Below are 15879 nucleotides of genomic sequence, written 5' to 3'. Positions count from 1 at the left end.
CCACTACCTGTTGTATCGTCTCCCACGCCGGTTCACGAACCGGCAGCACCCTGGCGGGTTGCCCGAGCGGCCAAAGGGAGCAGACTGTAAATCTGTCGGCTTATGCCTACGCAGGTTCGAACCCTGCACCCGCCACGAGTGCGACAGGCGACCTGTGTCCGCGGAAAGCGCGGACCTGGTCGCCTTCGTCATTTGTGCGGCTTCGCTGCGCTCGCCGCGAGCGGGGGCTCCGCCACCCGCACCCCCTTGCGCCTTCGCTTCGCTCGGCTTCGGTGGCTGGGTCGGGCGTGAGGCTCGAGTGCAGGGCTGGCTTGGTCAGGGGCCTGGCGTGTGGCTCTCGTAACGCACTGTGGTTGGGGAGCGATGTGTGTTGTGAGGGGGAATTATGGGGAGGGACTCGTTCGCGGAGGGGTATCGGAGAGTTGTTGAGTGGCCGTTGACGGGGGCGGCTGTCTTGTTTTTGGGGGCCTACTCCTGGCCGGTTCTTGAGTCTGGGATGTCGGAGTCGCTGCGGCAGGCATGCTCCGTGGCGACGGTTGTGATTTGGGCGGTGTTCGCGGGGGACTTTGTTCTTCGGTTGGGGCTTGCTCGGCGGCGGGTGCGGTTTCTTCGGGAGCATGTGGTTGATCTGGTGGTACTGGCGTTGCCGCTGCTTCGGCCGTTGCGGGCGTTGCGGGTTGTGACTGCGTTGGGCCACCTGAACCGGCGGGCGGCCTCCTTGCGTGGTCGCGCGATGGTCTATGTGGTTGGTGGGGTTGGTCTCTTGGGGTTCACTGCGGCGGTTGCTGTGCTGGACGCGGAGCGGTCCGAGCCGTCGGCGAGTATCAAGAACTTCGGAGACGCCACGTGGTGGGCGGTGACGACCATCACCACGGTGGGGTACGGGGATCGGTATCCCGTTACGGGCACCGGTCGCGTTGCTGGTGTTGGGCTGATGCTCGGTGGGATCGCGCTGCTTGGTGTGGTGACTGCTGCGTTGGCCTCGTGGTTCGTCGAGCATGTCTCACGGCAAGAACGTGAGGAGGCGGATCTGCGAGTGCAGGTCTCCGCGCTCGTCGAGGAGGTACGGGCGTTGCGCGTTGAGTTGCGCCGTACGCCGAGCGAGCTGGCGCAGGACGCACCGGGTACAGGGATCGGCCCGGCTGCTTGATTGCCGGCACGTGGGTTATCTGGTGCGGGGAGTGTTTCCGGGGCGGTGTGGGGTGGTTGGGCGGGTCGGGCTCGGGGCGGTGTTTGGGCGGTTGGTGGAGGCGGGTGGTGGGCCGACCAGGCCTCGTAGTTTGGTGAGCTCGTGTTCGGGGGTTAGGGGCGGTAGGGGGAGGCCGGTGGGGATGCCGGCTTCTTGGTAGAGGCGGTTGGTTTCTGCGAGGGACTTGGCTAGTTGGGCTTGTAGGTGGGCTTGGGAGTCGGGGGTGCCGTGGAGGGTGTGGTGGTCCAGGGCGTTGGCGGTTTGGGTTAGGTGTTCTAGGGCGATTAGGCGTTCGGGGAGGAGAGGCTTGCCAGGGGGTTCTGCGGCGAGTTGGCGTACTGCTTGGGTGGTGGCGGTGCGGATTTGGTCGGTGGGGGAGCTGGCGGTCTGTTCGGGTTCGGGGGAGCCGATTGGCTCGGCTTGTAGGGCTAGTTGGGTGACGAGGTAGCGGGTGATTGCTCGTTGTTCCAGTAGGTCGGACTGGTCGACGGCGCGGACTGCTTTGTTTGTTTCTAGGGCTTCGTGGAGCTTTAGCTCGCGGCTTCGGAAGAGGTAGCGCGCGGCGGGGGTTGCGGTCATGGAGCCTGCTGCGCCGGCGGCTGTTAGGACTACGGCGAGGTCTGGGAGGTCTAGGAGCAGGTCTAGGCCGACTGCTCCGGCTACTCCGCCCAGGGATCCGGCGGCGGCTTGGACGGCGTACGCCGACCATGGGGCTCGTGCCGAGGGGCGTGGACCCTCTGGCGGGGTGGTGACTGTTGGTAGGGCCCACGGGGCGCCGTTTGACGTGCCAGCCCGTTCTTCGAGGCGGTCGACGAGTTGGCGGAGGGCTCGCAGCTGGGGTTCGAGGGTGTGGGCGAGTTCTGCTGCTTGGGTGGCCTCCTGGTGGCTGCGGGACCACTGCTTGGAGGCGTCTCGGGAGGGTTCGTCGCGGTTCAGGAAGTACTTGTCGCCCATTGCGCCCGTCACCGCACCGACCAGGCCGGGGCCGGCGGCGCTCAGCACTCCCTCCAGCTGCGGGTGGTCGGAGTTCGTCGTACGTTTTCCGCCGAGCAGGGCACGCCTTGCGCTGCCCGACACGTTCTCGATCAGCTGAGCAGCGAGCGCGACCGTGTACGGCGGGGAGCCCGGTACGTCGGCGGAGGTCTCACGGGTCGTCCCGTCTGGGGTGCGGATGCGGTTGAGGCGGGTCTGCAGGTGGGTGAACTCGGCGACCAGCTGGTTGACGTACAGGGTGGGGTCGGCGAGGCGGATTCGTTCGGTGGCGTCGATGCGGCGGAGCCGGAAATCGAGTTTCTTGGTGTCGACCAGCCGCTCCGCGAGCGACTTGGCGAGTGCCGACGACGCGATCACCATCGCCGTCGACAACGCCGGGACGCCGAACGGCGTGAGCACGCCGGCGACCGCGGCGGTGGCCAGGGTGGGCATCGCGTACCGGCGCAGGTAATTGCGCCAAGCCGTTGCTCGCGGCATCTTTATCGCCGCCGGCCGGACCGGTTCCGCTCCATCCAGGAGCGAGCGCAGGCCCGGAAACTCGTACTCGCGCTGTTTCCGCTCGGCCGTGTACGCCGGTTTCCGCCCGGCCATCTTCTGCTCGTCCAGGCGCCGCTCGGCCATCGATCCGACAGCCGCGTTGACGATCGTCGGCACCGCGATGCCGAACCCGACGAGCGGGTTGCCGGTGAACACCGCCGCCGCCGTACCGATCACCGCCGCGGAAACTCCGGATCCGCCGAGCGCCTTCGCGAGGTACCCGGCCCGATCGACACGGTCCTCCAAGGGACGTGCCGCCGGGTCCGCGGCGCGGTCGAGGATCGTGCGCTCCTCCTCGGTGAGGAGGGTGCGGAGCAGTGCGGCGTTCGGCTGCCCGTCGGCGACGCCCATCGTGAGGGCAAGTTGCCGGACGGCGGAAATGTGGCGTTTTCCGGCGAGCAGCCGACCGCGCTGCCGCAGTTCGGCGCGCAGACCGGCGTCCGCAGGCCGCTGCACAGCATCCAGATCAGGAGTACTGCTCGGCGAGAAGACCCGATCACCCGGACCAGCAGGCGCCGTCGACTCGGCCAGGACCCTCGCGAGCACCGGTGCGACCTCGTCGTCGGCCAGCCGCTCGGAGAGCGTCAGCGCAACCGTCGGTACGTCGTCCTCGAAGTCGACGCCGTACTCGAGCCGCACACCCGGAGGCAGCGGGCCGACGCGCTTGACCAGCCGGGTCGTCGCGCCCGCACTGGTGGTGATCGTGTAGACCCCGTTGCCGTCATGCCGCACGTCGGCGAGATCGACTGCCAGCTGGTCCGGGTTCTCCAACAGGCGCCCCGACTCGGCACTCACCATCACCCAGCCGGGAAGGAACCGCGCCGCCATACCCCTCCTCAAGAAAGTTAGTGCAGCCTAACCTAATCAACTGGCCGGACCGGGGGTCTGCCAGTATCGGCTGGTGGCTGGATTACGGGGCATGTGGGACGACGTGGTCCCTGGTGCGGAGGCGCTCGCGGACGAGTTGGCGGGCCGCTACACGGAGAAGCGGCGGGTTGCCTATCGGGATCGGTATCTGGTCGATGTACTGACTGCGCTGGAGTCGCTGGAGCAGTTGTGCACGGATCCGGTCGCGGTCCGGTTGGCTGCCTGGTTCCATCGGGCGGAGCATGCCAAGGCAAATACGGCGCGGGAGGATGCTGAGGCGTCGGCGCAGCTGGCGGAGGAGCTTCTGCCGACGTACGGCGTGACCGCGGTGCGGACTGCTGAGGTTGCCCGCCTGGTTCGGCTCACGGACGGCGATCGCGCCCAGGGCCACGGTGCCAACGCGGACGTGCTGCTCGATGCCGTCGACGCCGTACTCGCGGATTCGCAGTACTCGACGTTTGCTTCCGAGGTACGCCGCGACACGACCTTCGACGCGAAGGCGCGGCGGGAGCAGCTCCAGACCATGCTCGCGTCCGAGCGGATCTACCGGACGCAGCTCGCGCACGAGCGGTACGACGAAGCGGCCCGAGCCAATCTCACCGCCGAGCTGGAGTTGCTGGACCAGCTGACTCCGCCCGTATGGCGTGGTTGGCAGCGGACCGGGCTGTCGGTGCTGGCTGTGCTGACCGCGTTCCTGGCCTTCGTGGCGGGCGTCGCGGCGATCGGGCAGCCGTGGCGGATTCCCGCGTTCAAGAGCGATCCGAAATGGCAAGCGATCGTCATGGCGGTGCTCGCGGCGGCGGCGGTCGCCGGCCTCTGGTGGGCGGTACGGCGCGCCGACCGCAAGGCCCGCATCCTCACCGCCGTACCCGCAGCGATCGGGCTCGTCTGTCTGCCGATCGTCCTGCTCACCGTCCCGCCGACCACCGGAGCCTCAGGAGTCGGACAACGTGTTCCGCTTCTGGTGATCCTGTCCGTCCTGCTGATCCTGGCCAGCGCGGCAGCCTTCGGCGCGACCAGGTTCGCGCCCGGTGTCACCAGCAATCGCGGCCAGATCCTCGCCGCCATTGCCGCCGTCGTGGCGGTGGTCCTCGTAATCCTCTACGTCATCGACCCGCTCCAGCGCGCCTACATGCTCCGCGCGAACGAGCACATCGAAGGCGACCATCAGCCGGCGAACGTCGACGCCGCATCTGTCGTGTACGGCAACGACCGGATGTGGACCAACACCGACCGGCTCGACTTCAGTGAGACCGTCGGGACCGCGCACGGCATCGCGGTTGCACGCGGCCGCGGCACCGTCGAGATGCTCGACCCCGCGACCGGCAAGTCCCGCTGGCGCTACATCCGCGCGAACACGAACGACGAAGCGAACCTGTCCGTCCTGGACGGCGGTCAGAAACTGCTCGTCCGGTACGACGACTTCGGGTACCTCGTCCTCGACGCCGACACCGGAAAACGTACGGCGGGCTGGCGCGAACGGACCCGCGACTACGACATCGACGACAACGACCCGCTCATCACCGGAAAGTCGGTCAGCAAAGGCTCCGACAAGCTGTACGGCACGAACCTCGACGGCTCCAACCGCTGGACGTACGAACCCGGCCGCTGCACCAGCATCAGCGCCGAGGCCACGGCCGACATGGTCGTCGTCGAGCTGGGGCACAGCTGTGGCAACCTCCCCGACCAGCTCGTGGGTCTGGACCTGAAGAGCGGCGGAAAACGCTGGATGCACGACGGCTCGCTCAGCAACCTGACGACGGTCGGCGGCTTGGTCGTCGGCACCGAGGGCAGTGTCGACCATCCGAGGCAGCTGACCGCTCTCGATCCGCATTCCGGGGAAGTGCGCTGGCACTCCGAGATTCCGCAGGACTGGACCTGCCCGGTCCGGATGGAGCCGGCCGGCAACCGCGTCGTACTGCTCAGCTGCCCGGGCGCCGCCGAGCGCACCACGCAGACCGTCGTACGGTTCGTCGACGCGGCGAACGGGCAGGTCGTCTCGACCACTCAGCCGAGCATTCCGTGGGATGCCAGGTACGCCGTGACGCCGGGTGGCCGGGTGTTTCTGATGGGCAACGAAAACGCTTGCCGGATCGCGAAGGTCGTCGCGGGCGCAGCCGTCGAGTACGTCGCCATGGATCCGGAGGTCAACTGCCGAGCTGGTGTCGTCGCCGCCGGCGAGCTGATCCTGGTCAGCGACAAGGACAGCCTGATCGCCCTGAGGTAGCCGGGGCGGGAATAGGGTCTGCTCGGGCGGGAGTTGAAGGTTGAGTCCGAGTGTCTGAGCGAGGAGAACGATGAAACCCACCGAGTTCGTGAAAGTGAACAGCCAGTTCTGGGGGGAGCACCTGAAGGAGGCCGCCGGGCATCTGCCGGTGAGTCACCGGACCGAGCTGCCCGGGCCGATGCTGTTCCCGCGGATGATGGTGCTGACCGAGACGCCGGACTGGAACATCCTCGAGCTCGTCGGGCTGAGCCGTGAGTACCGGGCGCTCGAGGTCCGGCGGCAGAAGGCTGCCAGCGTCGAGGAGTACTTCGGGCTCGGCGACGGCCGCACCGTGGTTGCGAACCTCCAGGGGCAGAACTGGTTCAAGGACGCGACGATCGCGACCGAGGCCGGCAAGAGCGCCCTCGAAACACGTTTTCCGGACGCTGGGAACATGCTCGGCGACGTGGTGGTCGGCCCGGCGGACGAGCTGCTGCGGTTCGCGCCCGGCAACTACTCGACCTTCGACCGCGCCCTGCTCGTGCACACCGCGGGCGACTCGCTCCGCGCGCACTGGGTGTTCTTCGCGCTCGCGATCCACCGTTCCGAGCCGGCCGACAAGTACCTCGACTTCCTGCGGAACTACTCCAACGCGAGCCCGCACCTCGACCCGATCGGCACGGTCAGCCTGCCGGTCGACCCGGCGGTGCTGCAGGCGGACGCGTTCGAGAGCACGTACCTCGCGCACGGTCTGCAGGATTCGACCGTCGACGAGTTCCTGGACAAGCACGAGGGCATCCTGCTGTCGGTGTTCGACGCGACCAAGCTGGTCCGGCAGCCGGCGCTCGGCGACCTGCACCCGGACTTCATTCTCGAGCGCGCGGACGGCAGTCATGTCGTCGGGCGGCTCGAGCTTCCGGTCGTCGACACGGTCAACGGAAAGAAGCGCCGCCGCGTTTTCCGTACGCCGGTGCAGGAGAGTGCGACCGAGCTTGCGCGATACGCGGAGTACCTCGGCAACGCGGAGAACCGTTCCCAGGTGAAGTCGAAGTACGACGTCGACGTCAGCGACCTGCGGCAGTTGGTGATCGTCGCCTCCCAGGAAATCGTCGCCCCTGCGGCCGGCGTCGAGATCGTCGACTACGACACGATCCTGCGCATTCACCTGGCCGCCACGGCCTGACCCGCGCCACGCGTAGTGCGTACACAACCTGTCGTACGCACTACGCGGTAGGCCTTCACAGGCCCGTAGGGTCTGACCATGGAGTACTTCGTTTTCGGGCGTGACAAGCCGGGTGGGTTCGAGATCAAGGTCGCGCTGAACGAGGAACACTGGACGTTCATGGACGGGTACGCCGACGGCCTGATCGCCCGCGGCCCGACGCTGACCGACGACGGCGAGCGAACCACGGGCAGCCTGCACATCGTCGAGCTACCGGACGACGATGCCGCCCGCGAGTTCGCGTACGACGAGCCGTACTACCGCGCCGGCGCCTTCGAGACCGTAGAAATCCAGCGTTTTCACAACCACAACCCGGGCCGCACGATGTGGGACTTCGCCACCGCCGCCGAGGGCTACAACCGCTACCTCGTCCTCACCAAGGACGCCGCACGCCCACTCACGTCGACCCACCTGATCATGTACGGCGACCTCCTGAGCACCAACAACGGCTACGTAGGACGAGCCGCCCTGCTGGAAGCGCCGAACCCAGAGGCCGCCACAAGCCTCATCCAGGCCGACAACGCCGAAGTACACCCTTGGGAGTTCGGCGGCAGGCGTTAAAGCGACTTCGAGCCGCCACCGAGCAGTCGATCCGCGACAGTCCGGGCGACGCGCAGTCCGTCGGCCGACTCGTCGCCCAGCCCGCACGAGGCGTGGCTCAATCCCTCGAACTCCAAGTAGCTGAAGCCGATGCCTTCCAGTACCGGCTTGAGTTTCCGGAGCCGGCGGATCGCCGGGTCGGCGGTACCCATGTACGCCACCTTGGTTCCCGCGTAACACCTGAGTTCGTGGTGCCAGTCGTACGAGCGATAGCTCCGCCAGAACTCCAGCGCAGCCTTGGGTAGCCGCGGTTCTCGCTCCATCCGGCGCATCGTGCCGTCGGTCGGGAAGCCGATCGGCGCCACGCCGCCCATCACCAGTGCAGCCGCCCGATCCGTCGACCGGGCGACGACAGCCGACATGCACGCCGGCTGCGAGAATCCCCAGACGGCGAACCGATCGATGCGTTCGTGATCGAGTACGGCGAGCACCTGCCGGCCGATGCTGCCGAAATCGTATTCCTCCGGCCGGTCGGCAGCGCCGAAACCGACGGGATGGATCTGCAGGACCCGAAATCGCTGAGCGAGCACGTCCGCAACCGGGTAGTCCAGCGGGCGGCGGTTGTTCTTCATCAGTACGAGCGCCGGCCCGGAACCGCTCGCCCGGTAGGCGATGCGGGCGCCGGCCACAGCGACGTACTGGTAGCTCATCGGGTCAGGATCGACTGCAGTGCTGTGGTGACGGTCGCGCGGGTGGCGCGGGGCAGGTCGGCAGTCAGGGTGTTGATGCGGTCGACCACCGCGTTGTGGGCCTCGTGCGCCAGGGCCAGACCGTCTGGGGTCAGCTCGATCTGGCTGGCTCGGCGGTCGGTGGGGTTGGGGGTGCGGGCCACCAAGGTACGGCGTTCCAGGCGGTCGACCATGCTGGTCAGGCTGGAGCGCTCGATGCTCAGGATGCGGCTGAGCTCGGTCATGCCGAGCGGGCCGGCGAGCAGCACGCACAGGAGATGCGCCTGCTGCGGGGTCAGGCCGAGCGGGCGGCTGGTCTCGGCGTGCAGGTCCTGCAGCCGGTGCATCGTCTGCACCAGCGCGCTCGCGAGATCGGTGTCCCGGGCAGCCGTCGTCGTCACCATGTCCCCATGATAGTCCGTTGGCCTAATAGTTTGCTGTTCTAACATTTCGTGCTACAACTAGTTAGAACAGCGAACTATCTGAGGAGTCGATATGAACGTGCGATTCGGGTACGGGTCGCCGGACGCGGTGCGGGAGTCCGCCGGGATCGTCCGGCTCGCGCAGCAGGCCGACCGGGACGGTCTCGATCACGTCAGCCTCGCCGACCACCCGTACGTCGCGGACATGCTCGACGGGTACGCCGCGATTTCCTTCATCCTGGGGCGAACGGAGCGGCTGTCGGCGTTCGTCAACGTGACCAACCTGCCGCTACGGCCCGCGCCGGTCCTCGCCCGTACGGCGACCTCGTTGTCGGCACTGTCCGACGGCCGCTTCGTCCTCGGCCTCGGTGCCGGCGGGGCCTGGGACCGGATCACGATGATGGGCGTACCGGAGTTGCGACCGGCCGAGGCGGTCGAGGCGTTCGAGGAGGCGATGCAGCTCGTCCACTCGATGTCCGACGGCGGTACGCCGACGCCCACCAAGCACTACCCGATCGGTCACCTCCGCCCGGCCGCCGTACCCGCGCCGCTGATCTGGACCGGCTCGAACGGCCCCAAGTCGCTCGCCGCGACCGGCCGGAACGCGGACGGCTGGATCCCCGGTCACGCCGCCGACTGGCTCAGCGACCGTTTCCGTTGGTCCCGTCCGATCATCGACGAGGCGGCGCTTTCCGTCGGCCGGAAACCGTCGGACGTCGCGACGATCTACAACTTCCCCGGCGCGATCACCGCGACCCCGCAGCGCCGTACTCGCGACGAGGAGGGCCGCTGGGTGGGCGGCTCATCAGAGCAGTGGATCGAGGAGCTCACCGACGCGATCCTCAACCACGACGCCGCCGGTTTCACGCTTTTTCCGCGGGGTTCCGACCCGTTCGAGGTCCAGCTGTCCCGCTGGTCGCAGGAGGTCGTACCCGCGGTTCGGGCGGCGGTCGGCTAGTCGAGGGTGGCGAGTTCCTCGGGGCTCAGGTGCAGCGATGCGGCGGCGATGTTCTCTTCGAGATGGTCGACGTTGCCGGTGCCGGGGATGGCGAGGATGTTGGGGGAGTGGTGGAGCGTCCAAGCCAGGCGGACCTGCTGGGGCGTCGCGTTGTGGGCTGCAGCGATCGAGTCGACGGCGTCTGAGTCGTCGGCGCCGGTGATCGTGCCGAACGGTACGTATGCGATGTCGCGCTCGGCGCAGAACCGGATGATCGCGTCCTCGTCGCCGCGGCGGTCGACGGCGTAGCTGTTCTGGACGCAGACGACCGGCGCGATCGCGAGCGCTTCCCGGATGTGGGGGAGCCGCACGTTCGAGACGCCGAGCTGTTTGATCAGCCCTTCGTCCCGGAGCTCCACGAGCCAGCCGAAACGTTCCGCGAGCGAGCCCTCCCCGGTGATCCGCAGGTTCACCACCTCCAGGCAGTCGACGTCGAGCTGGAGAAGGTTCGTCTCGACCTGCTCCCGCAGTTCGGCGGCCGTGGCCGCGTTGTAGAAACCGCGTTCCGCATCAGTTCCGGGTCCGACCTTCGTCGTGATGATCAGGCCGGCCGGGTACGGCGCCAGCGCGGAGCGGATCAGCTCGTTCGCGAAACGTTTTCCGGATGCGTAGAACGCTGCCGTGTCGATGTGGTTCACCCCGAGCTCCACCGCGCGCCGCAGTACGGCGATCGCTCGGTCCGGATTCGCGGTGATCCGCATCGCGCCGAACCCCATCCGCTCGACGGAGACCTCGCCCAACTGCCACGCGGTCATTCCTCGATCGCTCCCCGCACCGCGCGCAGGTGCTGCCGAAAGGTCAGCGACGGATCGGCGGCCCGGCGCTCGAGGTACTGCTTGAAGCTCACCTGCTCGCGCAACGACCGCCCGGCCCGGATGTCGTCCGCCTGCCGGTGTTCCGTGTCCCGGATCGACTCCGCCAGTCCGAACAGTTCCTCCAGGCGATCCGCCGGTACGAAGACCGCTCCGTCCTCGTCCGCGAGTACGACGTCGTCCCGGGTCACCGTCCACTCACCGATCGTTGCCCTGGTCAACGCATCGGCCGGCTGCGGGTCGAGCCGCAGCGGCCCGGTCGGCAACGCCCCGAGGCTGAACACCGGCAACCCGATCGCGGTGATGTCGGCCGTGTCCCGATGCAGTCCCCAGATCACGATCCCGGCGACACCGGCCGCAGCAGCCTCCAGTGCGGCCAGGTCACCGACACACGCCTCGTCCCGCCTGCCACCGTTGTCCACGACCAGTACGTCGCCCTCAACGGCGGACTCGAACGCCTCCAGGAAAACGTCGACACTTCCGACATGCTGCGCCGGCAACACCCGCCCCGCGACCCGGCCCCCGGCCACGGCCGTCAACGACACTGTCCGCACCGGCACCCCCGCCCGCACACAGGCGTCAGCAACATGTGCTGTGGTCAACCCCGCAAACCGCTCAAGCATGTGGATCCCCCTCGGTGAAGCGCTAACGACAGGAGGTAGTCCACCACGCCCGTCGACGCGCCGCGTGCGCGCCCCGAAGTCGGCCACTACCTCCTGTCGTTAGCGCGACAAGAACGCGAGGATCTTCTCCATCGGCAGCTCAGTGCCGGTGTCGACTGTGATCGAGGGCACCGGGAGATCGATGGGCTGGAAGGCGTTGTGGGTGCGGAGGCGGGCGTCGGCGCTGATCTGCGCGTCCTCGTGAGCGGAACGGCGTGGGTCGTTGGACGTCCGCGCGGTGATCCGCTCCAGCGCGACCTCGGCCGGGACCGTGCAGTGCACGATCCGGACATCGGCGCGGCCGAGCAGCGGGCTCAGACCCGGGTTCCACAGCCGGTCCTGGAACGCCGCTTCCGCGACCACCGTCGTACCGCGGCCGATGAGTAGGCCGAGCACGTCGAAGAACGTGGACAGCGTTCGCATCGTCAGCGGGTCGCCGGGGCCTGGCACAAAGCCTGGGGTGGCGTGCGCCATGCCTTCCTTGATCTCGTCCCGGCAGATCGCCGGGCAGCCGATCGCGGCTGCGATCCGGTGCGCCAGCGTCGTCTTCCCGGTCCCGGGCGGACCACTCACCACGACCAGCATCGGTTTCGACTGCACCCGCCGTACCTTAGCCGTCACGGTGGGCACTCGGTGTAAAACGCGTGTCAGAACTGTCGGCGGTCCCGCCTAGCGTGGTCCCGTGACCACCTATTCCGCGGTCCGTACGACGGGGATCTACTGCCGGCCCGGGTGCGGTGCCAAGCCGCTCGCGGAAAACGTCGGCACGTTCGAGTTGCCCGCCGCCGCGGAGGCGGCCGGGTACCGCGCCTGCCTGCGCTGCCGGCCGTACCGGGTGGCCGGGACGGTGGCCGACGAGACGCCCGAGCTGGTCTGCCGCGCGGTGCAACTGATCATCGCGGGTCTGCTCGACGAGTCCGGTGAGGAGGCGTTGGGCGCGCGGCTCGGGGTGTCGGCGCGGCACCTGCGGCGCATGTTCCACGAGCACCTGGGCGTCACGCCGGACCAGTTCGCCCGCTCGCGGCGGGCGCACTTCGCGCGGCGCCTGCTGGACGACACCGATCTCGGCGTCGCGGAAATCGCGTTCGCGTCCGGTTTCGGCAGCCTGCGCCAGTTCAACCGGGCGATGCGCGAGATCTTCCGCGCGTCACCGCGTGCGCTGCGCGATCGCCGGCGCCGCGGCGACCGCCTCGCTGCCGACGGTGGTCTGGTACTGCGGTTGCCGTTCACCCCGCCGTACGACTGGGAAGCGATGAGCACGTACCTCGGGGCGCAGGCGGTCCCGGGCGTCGAGTCGGTCGAGGACGGTGTGTATCGGCGGACGATCTCGCTCGACGGTGAGCCCGGCCTCCTGGAGATCGGGGCGGGCGGCGAAGATCACCTGATCCTGCGCGCGCATCTCCCCTTCTGGGAGGGCGTGATCCATGTCGTCGATCGGGCCACCCAGCTCGTCGGGCTCGACCATGATCCGATCCGCGCTCGGGCGCACCTGGCCGCCGACGCCGACCTCGGGCCACTCGTTGCCGCGCGCCCCGGAATACGTGTTCCTGGTGCGTGGGGTCCGTTCGAGGTCGCGGTCCAGGCATTCGTCCGGGACAGGCTGGGCCGCGACGACGCGAACGAGGCGTTGCGCAAACTCGTCGAGGTGTACGGCGTACCGGTGCCGGGGCTCGGGCACGGACTGACGCATGCGTTCCCGGGACCGGAGGCGTTGACCGGGTCCGAGCTGGTCGGCCCGCTCGCGCGAGAGGTTGCTGACGGCAACATCGCCCTCGGACCCGGTGTGGAGATCCAGTCACTCGAGGCCGTCACGAGCCCGCGCGCCGCGCAGGAGATCGCGTTGCGCCTCGGAGCTCGCGACGCCTGGCCCCTCGACGGCGAGAGCGACCACCTCACCCCCTGGCGGTCACTCGCCGCTGTCTACTACCGGATCAGCGCCTCATAGGTGCCGGTGGTCAGCAGCTCCTTCGCCGCCGCCGTCGCCAGCGCGTACGCCGCACTCGTGATCGCCGGCCCGATGCTGATCCGCACGACACCGAGGTCCGCGAGTTCGGCGACCGTCGGCGCACCCAGACCGACCATCACGTTGAGCGGCAGCGGCGATTCCTTCACCAGCTCCGCGATCGTCGGCGCGTCGACCACGCCCGGCACGAACAGCACATCCGCGCCCGCGTCGGCGTAGATCTTCGCGCGCTCGATCGTGCCGGTCCGGTCACCGAACAGGTGCGTGTCGGTCCGTGCGTTGATCACCAGATCGATGCCAGCGGCAACAGCTGCAGCGCGTGCCGCCTTGATCCGCGCGGCCTGCACCAACGGATCGTCGAGAACCCGTGCGGTGCTGTCCTCGAGGTTGATGCCGACAACACCTGCCTCGACGGCAGCGGTCACCGTCCCCGCAACATCGCCGTACCCGGCCTCGAGGTCGGCGGTGACCGGAACGGAAACCGCTGCACAAATCGCGCGCAAGGCAGCGATCGCGGACTCCTGGTTCAGCCCGCCGGCGTCGTCCACCCCGGCGGCCCAGGCGACGCCCGCGCTCGTCGTCGCGATCGCCGTCGCCCCCGCCGCCTCGATCGCTCGCGCCGAGCCGGCGTCCCACGCGTTCGGCAGGACGAGCGGCGGCTGCCCGTGCAGTTCGCGCAGCCGCCGCGCGAGGTCGCTCACAGGCTGACCAGCAGTTCGTGGTCGACCTCGACGAACTCGACGATCAGGTCGGCGAACCGGCCCGCGATCAGTTCCTGGTACGCCGCCGACCCGGTGTGCGCGTCGTACGCCGCCTGGTCCGCGAAGTGCTCGACGAACAACAGATAGTCCGGGTTCGACGAGTCGCGGTACACGCGGAAGGACAACGTGCCCTCCTCTGCCCCCGGTCCCTTCGGCGCGAACTCCTGCACGATCGCCTCGGCGGCGGCCTGGTTGCCGTCCTTCAGCTTGATCGGAAACACCTTTGCCAGCATCGAAATCCTCCTTGTGGTTGCGCAGTACCCCAAGGTTCGCCTGCGACCAGGCGGTCGGTCTGGCCATATTCGGTCATGAACCTCGTCTCGTATCGCGAGATCATGTGTCTCATTCAGCAAGATTCTGGATTAGCGTGAGGATCGTCGAGCAAGGCAAAGGAGCCTGGGATGAACAACGTGTACACGCACGGCCATCACGAGTCCGTACTGCGGTCGCACAGCTGGCGGACCGCCGAGAACTCGGCCGGATACCTGCTTCCGCACCTGCGGCCCGGGATGTCGTTGCTCGACGTCGGCGCCGGTCCCGGAACGATCACCGCCGACCTGGCGCGCCTGGTCGAGCCCGGCCGGACGACCGCGCTGGAGGCGAACGCCGCGGCACTCGACATCACCAAGTCAGCGTTCGAGAACCTGGACCTCGACGTCGAGTTCGTCGTCGGCGACGTACATGCACTGGATCTGCCGGACGACACGTACGACGTCGTACATGCGCATCAGGTCCTGCAGCACGTGGCGGATCCCGTGCAGGCGCTGCGCGAGATGCGGCGCGTGTGCAAGCCCGGAGGAACCGTCGCGGTCCGCGACTCGGACTATCACGGCTTCGTCTGGTACCCGGAGCTTCCCGAACTGGACGAGTGGATGGCGCTCTACCAGCGGATGGCGCGCGCCAACAGCGGCGAACCGGACGCGGGTCGGCGCCTGCTGTCGTGGGCGCTCGCGGCTGGCTTCGAACAGGCGGACGCGACCACGTCGACCTGGGCGTTCACCAACCCGGAGGACCGTGCGTTCTGGGGCGGCATGTGGGCCGATCGCGTCCTCAAGTCGGCTCTGGCGGATCAGGCGCGCGCATCCGGCGTACCGGAACAGCAACTCGAAGCGATCTCACAAGCATGGCGGACCTGGGCCGATACTCCCGGCGCGACCATCTCCATCTTGCACGGCGAACTACTGTGCACGGCGTGAGCGCTGGCGGGAGATCTCGTAGAGCACCGCGGTCGCGGCGTTGGCGGCGTTGAGGGAGCTGGCTGATCCGGTGATCGGGATCCGGACCAGGTGGTCGGCGGCTTCCTTCCACGCCGTACTCAGGCCCGCGGTCTCGTTGCCGATCAGCAGCAGGACCGGCTGGGTGAAGTCGAAGTCGTAGACATCGGTCGACCCGTGCTCGTCGGTGCCGACCACGGCGACCGGGGAGCGACGTACCCAGTCGAGAACCTCGCGATGCGAAGGCGCGCGTACGGCGGGAACCGCGAACAGCGATCCCGTCGTCGCGCGGACCGCTTTCGGGTCGTAGATGTCGGCCGCATGCCCGGTGACGATCACCCCGTCGGCGCCGAACGCGTCGGCGGACCGGATGATCGACCCGATGTTCCCCGGCCCGGTCGGGCGGTCGAAGACGACGCCCAGGAACTCCGGCCCGACCGGGATCCGATCGAGATCGTCGGCCGCCAGCTCCAGTACGGCGATCAGCTCGGGCTCCTCCTTCTCGCCGAGCTCGGCTAGCAACTCCGGCGCCATCGCGACCCGCTCAACCGCGGGCAGCCGTTGCAGCAGGTCCGAAGCCCAACGGGACAACGGGCGCGACGCGTCGGTGATGACGGTGCGCACCGGCCAACCGTTGTCCACAGCAACCGAAATCGGGCGCACCCCCTGCACCAGGAACTCGCCGGACCGCTGCCGTTTGGTGCGATTGGTCAGCGATGCCTGCCACACCTGGAATCTGGCGTTCCGCGAGGAGATCCGTTGCACC

Annotated in this window: 16 protein-coding genes and 1 tRNA gene; 8 read left to right on the top strand and 9 right to left on the bottom strand. The window is 68.2% G+C overall.

The genetic code is table 11. The features are described from left to right. The first annotated feature begins 52 nt into the window (after positions 1 to 52). Positions 53 to 135: transfer RNA gene (locus tag OHB24_RS06275), tRNA-Tyr, on the top strand. A 484-nt stretch (positions 136 to 619) separates the two neighbouring features. After that, on the top strand, positions 620 to 1150 hold the full coding sequence (locus OHB24_RS06270) for a potassium channel family protein (RefSeq protein ID WP_327637986.1): 531 nt from the start codon (positions 620 to 622) through the stop codon (positions 1148 to 1150). Positions 1151 to 1165: 15 nt separating this feature from the next. Here the strand turns inward: OHB24_RS06270 and OHB24_RS06265 are convergent, their stop codons facing one another. Then, positions 1166 to 3547, bottom strand: coding sequence for a hypothetical protein (locus tag OHB24_RS06265; RefSeq protein WP_327637985.1), 2382 nt, complete (start codon positions 3545 to 3547; stop codon positions 1166 to 1168). A gap of 73 nt (positions 3548 to 3620) precedes the next feature. Here OHB24_RS06265 and OHB24_RS06260 point away from each other — a divergent pair, with 73 nt between their 5' ends. From OHB24_RS06260 to OHB24_RS06250, 3 genes are all read left to right on the top strand, one after another. Further along, positions 3621 to 5813, top strand: coding sequence for an outer membrane protein assembly factor BamB family protein (locus OHB24_RS06260; RefSeq protein ID WP_327637984.1), 2193 nt, complete (start codon positions 3621 to 3623; stop codon positions 5811 to 5813). A gap of 70 nt (positions 5814 to 5883) precedes the next feature. Further along, positions 5884 to 6975 carry a hypothetical protein gene (locus OHB24_RS06255; RefSeq protein WP_327637983.1) on the top strand — a complete coding sequence of 364 codons (1092 nt, stop codon included), beginning with the start codon at positions 5884 to 5886 and terminating at the stop codon, positions 6973 to 6975. Positions 6976 to 7053: 78 nt separating this feature from the next. Next, positions 7054 to 7575 carry a YciI family protein gene (locus OHB24_RS06250; protein WP_327637982.1) on the top strand — a complete coding sequence of 174 codons (522 nt, stop codon included), beginning with the start codon at positions 7054 to 7056 and terminating at the stop codon, positions 7573 to 7575. On the opposite strand, the gene OHB24_RS06245 is transcribed toward OHB24_RS06250, so the two are convergent. Further along, complete coding sequence (locus tag OHB24_RS06245; protein WP_327637981.1) at positions 7572 to 8264, bottom strand: alpha/beta fold hydrolase; 693 nt, start codon at positions 8262 to 8264, stop codon at positions 7572 to 7574. The genes OHB24_RS06250 and OHB24_RS06245 overlap by 4 nt on opposite strands. Continuing rightward, positions 8261 to 8686, bottom strand: coding sequence for a MarR family winged helix-turn-helix transcriptional regulator (locus tag OHB24_RS06240; RefSeq protein ID WP_327637979.1), 426 nt, complete (start codon positions 8684 to 8686; stop codon positions 8261 to 8263). Before OHB24_RS06240 ends, OHB24_RS06245 begins: the two co-directional genes overlap by 4 nt. Before the next feature lie 91 nt (positions 8687 to 8777). On the opposite strand from OHB24_RS06240, the gene OHB24_RS06235 reads away from it, so the two are divergent. Further along, positions 8778 to 9662 (top strand): LLM class flavin-dependent oxidoreductase, encoded by an 885-nt coding sequence (locus OHB24_RS06235; protein WP_327637978.1) that lies wholly within the window; start codon positions 8778 to 8780, stop codon positions 9660 to 9662. On the opposite strand, the gene OHB24_RS06230 is transcribed toward OHB24_RS06235, so the two are convergent. The 3 genes from OHB24_RS06230 to OHB24_RS06220 all read right to left on the bottom strand — a co-directional run bounded on the left by OHB24_RS06230 (position 9659) and on the right by OHB24_RS06220 (position 11775). After that, positions 9659 to 10456, bottom strand: coding sequence for an aldo/keto reductase (locus OHB24_RS06230; protein WP_327637977.1), 798 nt, complete (start codon positions 10454 to 10456; stop codon positions 9659 to 9661). The genes OHB24_RS06235 and OHB24_RS06230 overlap by 4 nt on opposite strands. Then, entirely contained in the window at positions 10453 to 11136 is a 684-nt protein-coding gene (locus tag OHB24_RS06225; RefSeq protein WP_327637976.1) for an RraA family protein, read from the bottom strand. The genes OHB24_RS06230 and OHB24_RS06225 overlap by 4 nt, the downstream gene beginning before the upstream one ends. 99 nt (positions 11137 to 11235) lie before the next feature. After that, positions 11236 to 11775 (bottom strand): AAA family ATPase, encoded by a 540-nt coding sequence (locus OHB24_RS06220; protein WP_327637975.1) that lies wholly within the window; start codon positions 11773 to 11775, stop codon positions 11236 to 11238. 82 nt (positions 11776 to 11857) lie between these two features. On the opposite strand from OHB24_RS06220, the gene OHB24_RS06215 reads away from it, so the two are divergent. Then, the gene (locus OHB24_RS06215; protein ID WP_327637974.1) at positions 11858 to 13120 is read left to right on the top strand and encodes an AlkA N-terminal domain-containing protein; all 1263 of its coding nucleotides are present in this window, start codon (positions 11858 to 11860) and stop codon (positions 13118 to 13120) included. Here OHB24_RS06215 and OHB24_RS06210 read toward each other — a convergent pair. Beyond that, on the bottom strand, positions 13099 to 13839 hold the full coding sequence (locus OHB24_RS06210) for an isocitrate lyase/PEP mutase family protein (RefSeq protein WP_327637973.1): 741 nt from the start codon (positions 13837 to 13839) through the stop codon (positions 13099 to 13101). The two genes, OHB24_RS06215 and OHB24_RS06210, sit on opposite strands and share 22 nt — an antisense overlap. Next, the gene (locus OHB24_RS06205) at positions 13836 to 14132 is read right to left on the bottom strand and encodes a putative quinol monooxygenase (RefSeq protein ID WP_327637972.1); all 297 of its coding nucleotides are present in this window, start codon (positions 14130 to 14132) and stop codon (positions 13836 to 13838) included. Before OHB24_RS06205 ends, OHB24_RS06210 begins: the two co-directional genes overlap by 4 nt. Positions 14133 to 14300: 168 nt before the next feature. On the opposite strand from OHB24_RS06205, the gene OHB24_RS06200 reads away from it, so the two are divergent. Further along, entirely contained in the window at positions 14301 to 15095 is a 795-nt protein-coding gene (locus OHB24_RS06200; protein ID WP_327637971.1) for a methyltransferase domain-containing protein, read from the top strand. Here OHB24_RS06200 and OHB24_RS06195 read toward each other — a convergent pair. Then, positions 15078 to 15878 carry a TrmH family RNA methyltransferase gene (locus OHB24_RS06195; protein WP_327637970.1) on the bottom strand — a complete coding sequence of 267 codons (801 nt, stop codon included), beginning with the start codon at positions 15876 to 15878 and terminating at the stop codon, positions 15078 to 15080. The genes OHB24_RS06200 and OHB24_RS06195 overlap by 18 nt on opposite strands. Position 15879: the final 1 nt, after the last annotated feature.

It is taken from the genome of Kribbella sp. NBC_00482, from assembly GCF_036013725.1.
In the GTDB taxonomy this organism is placed as follows: Bacteria; Actinomycetota; Actinomycetes; order Propionibacteriales; family Kribbellaceae; genus Kribbella.
This window is presented reverse-complemented; position numbering and strand designations above follow the sequence as displayed.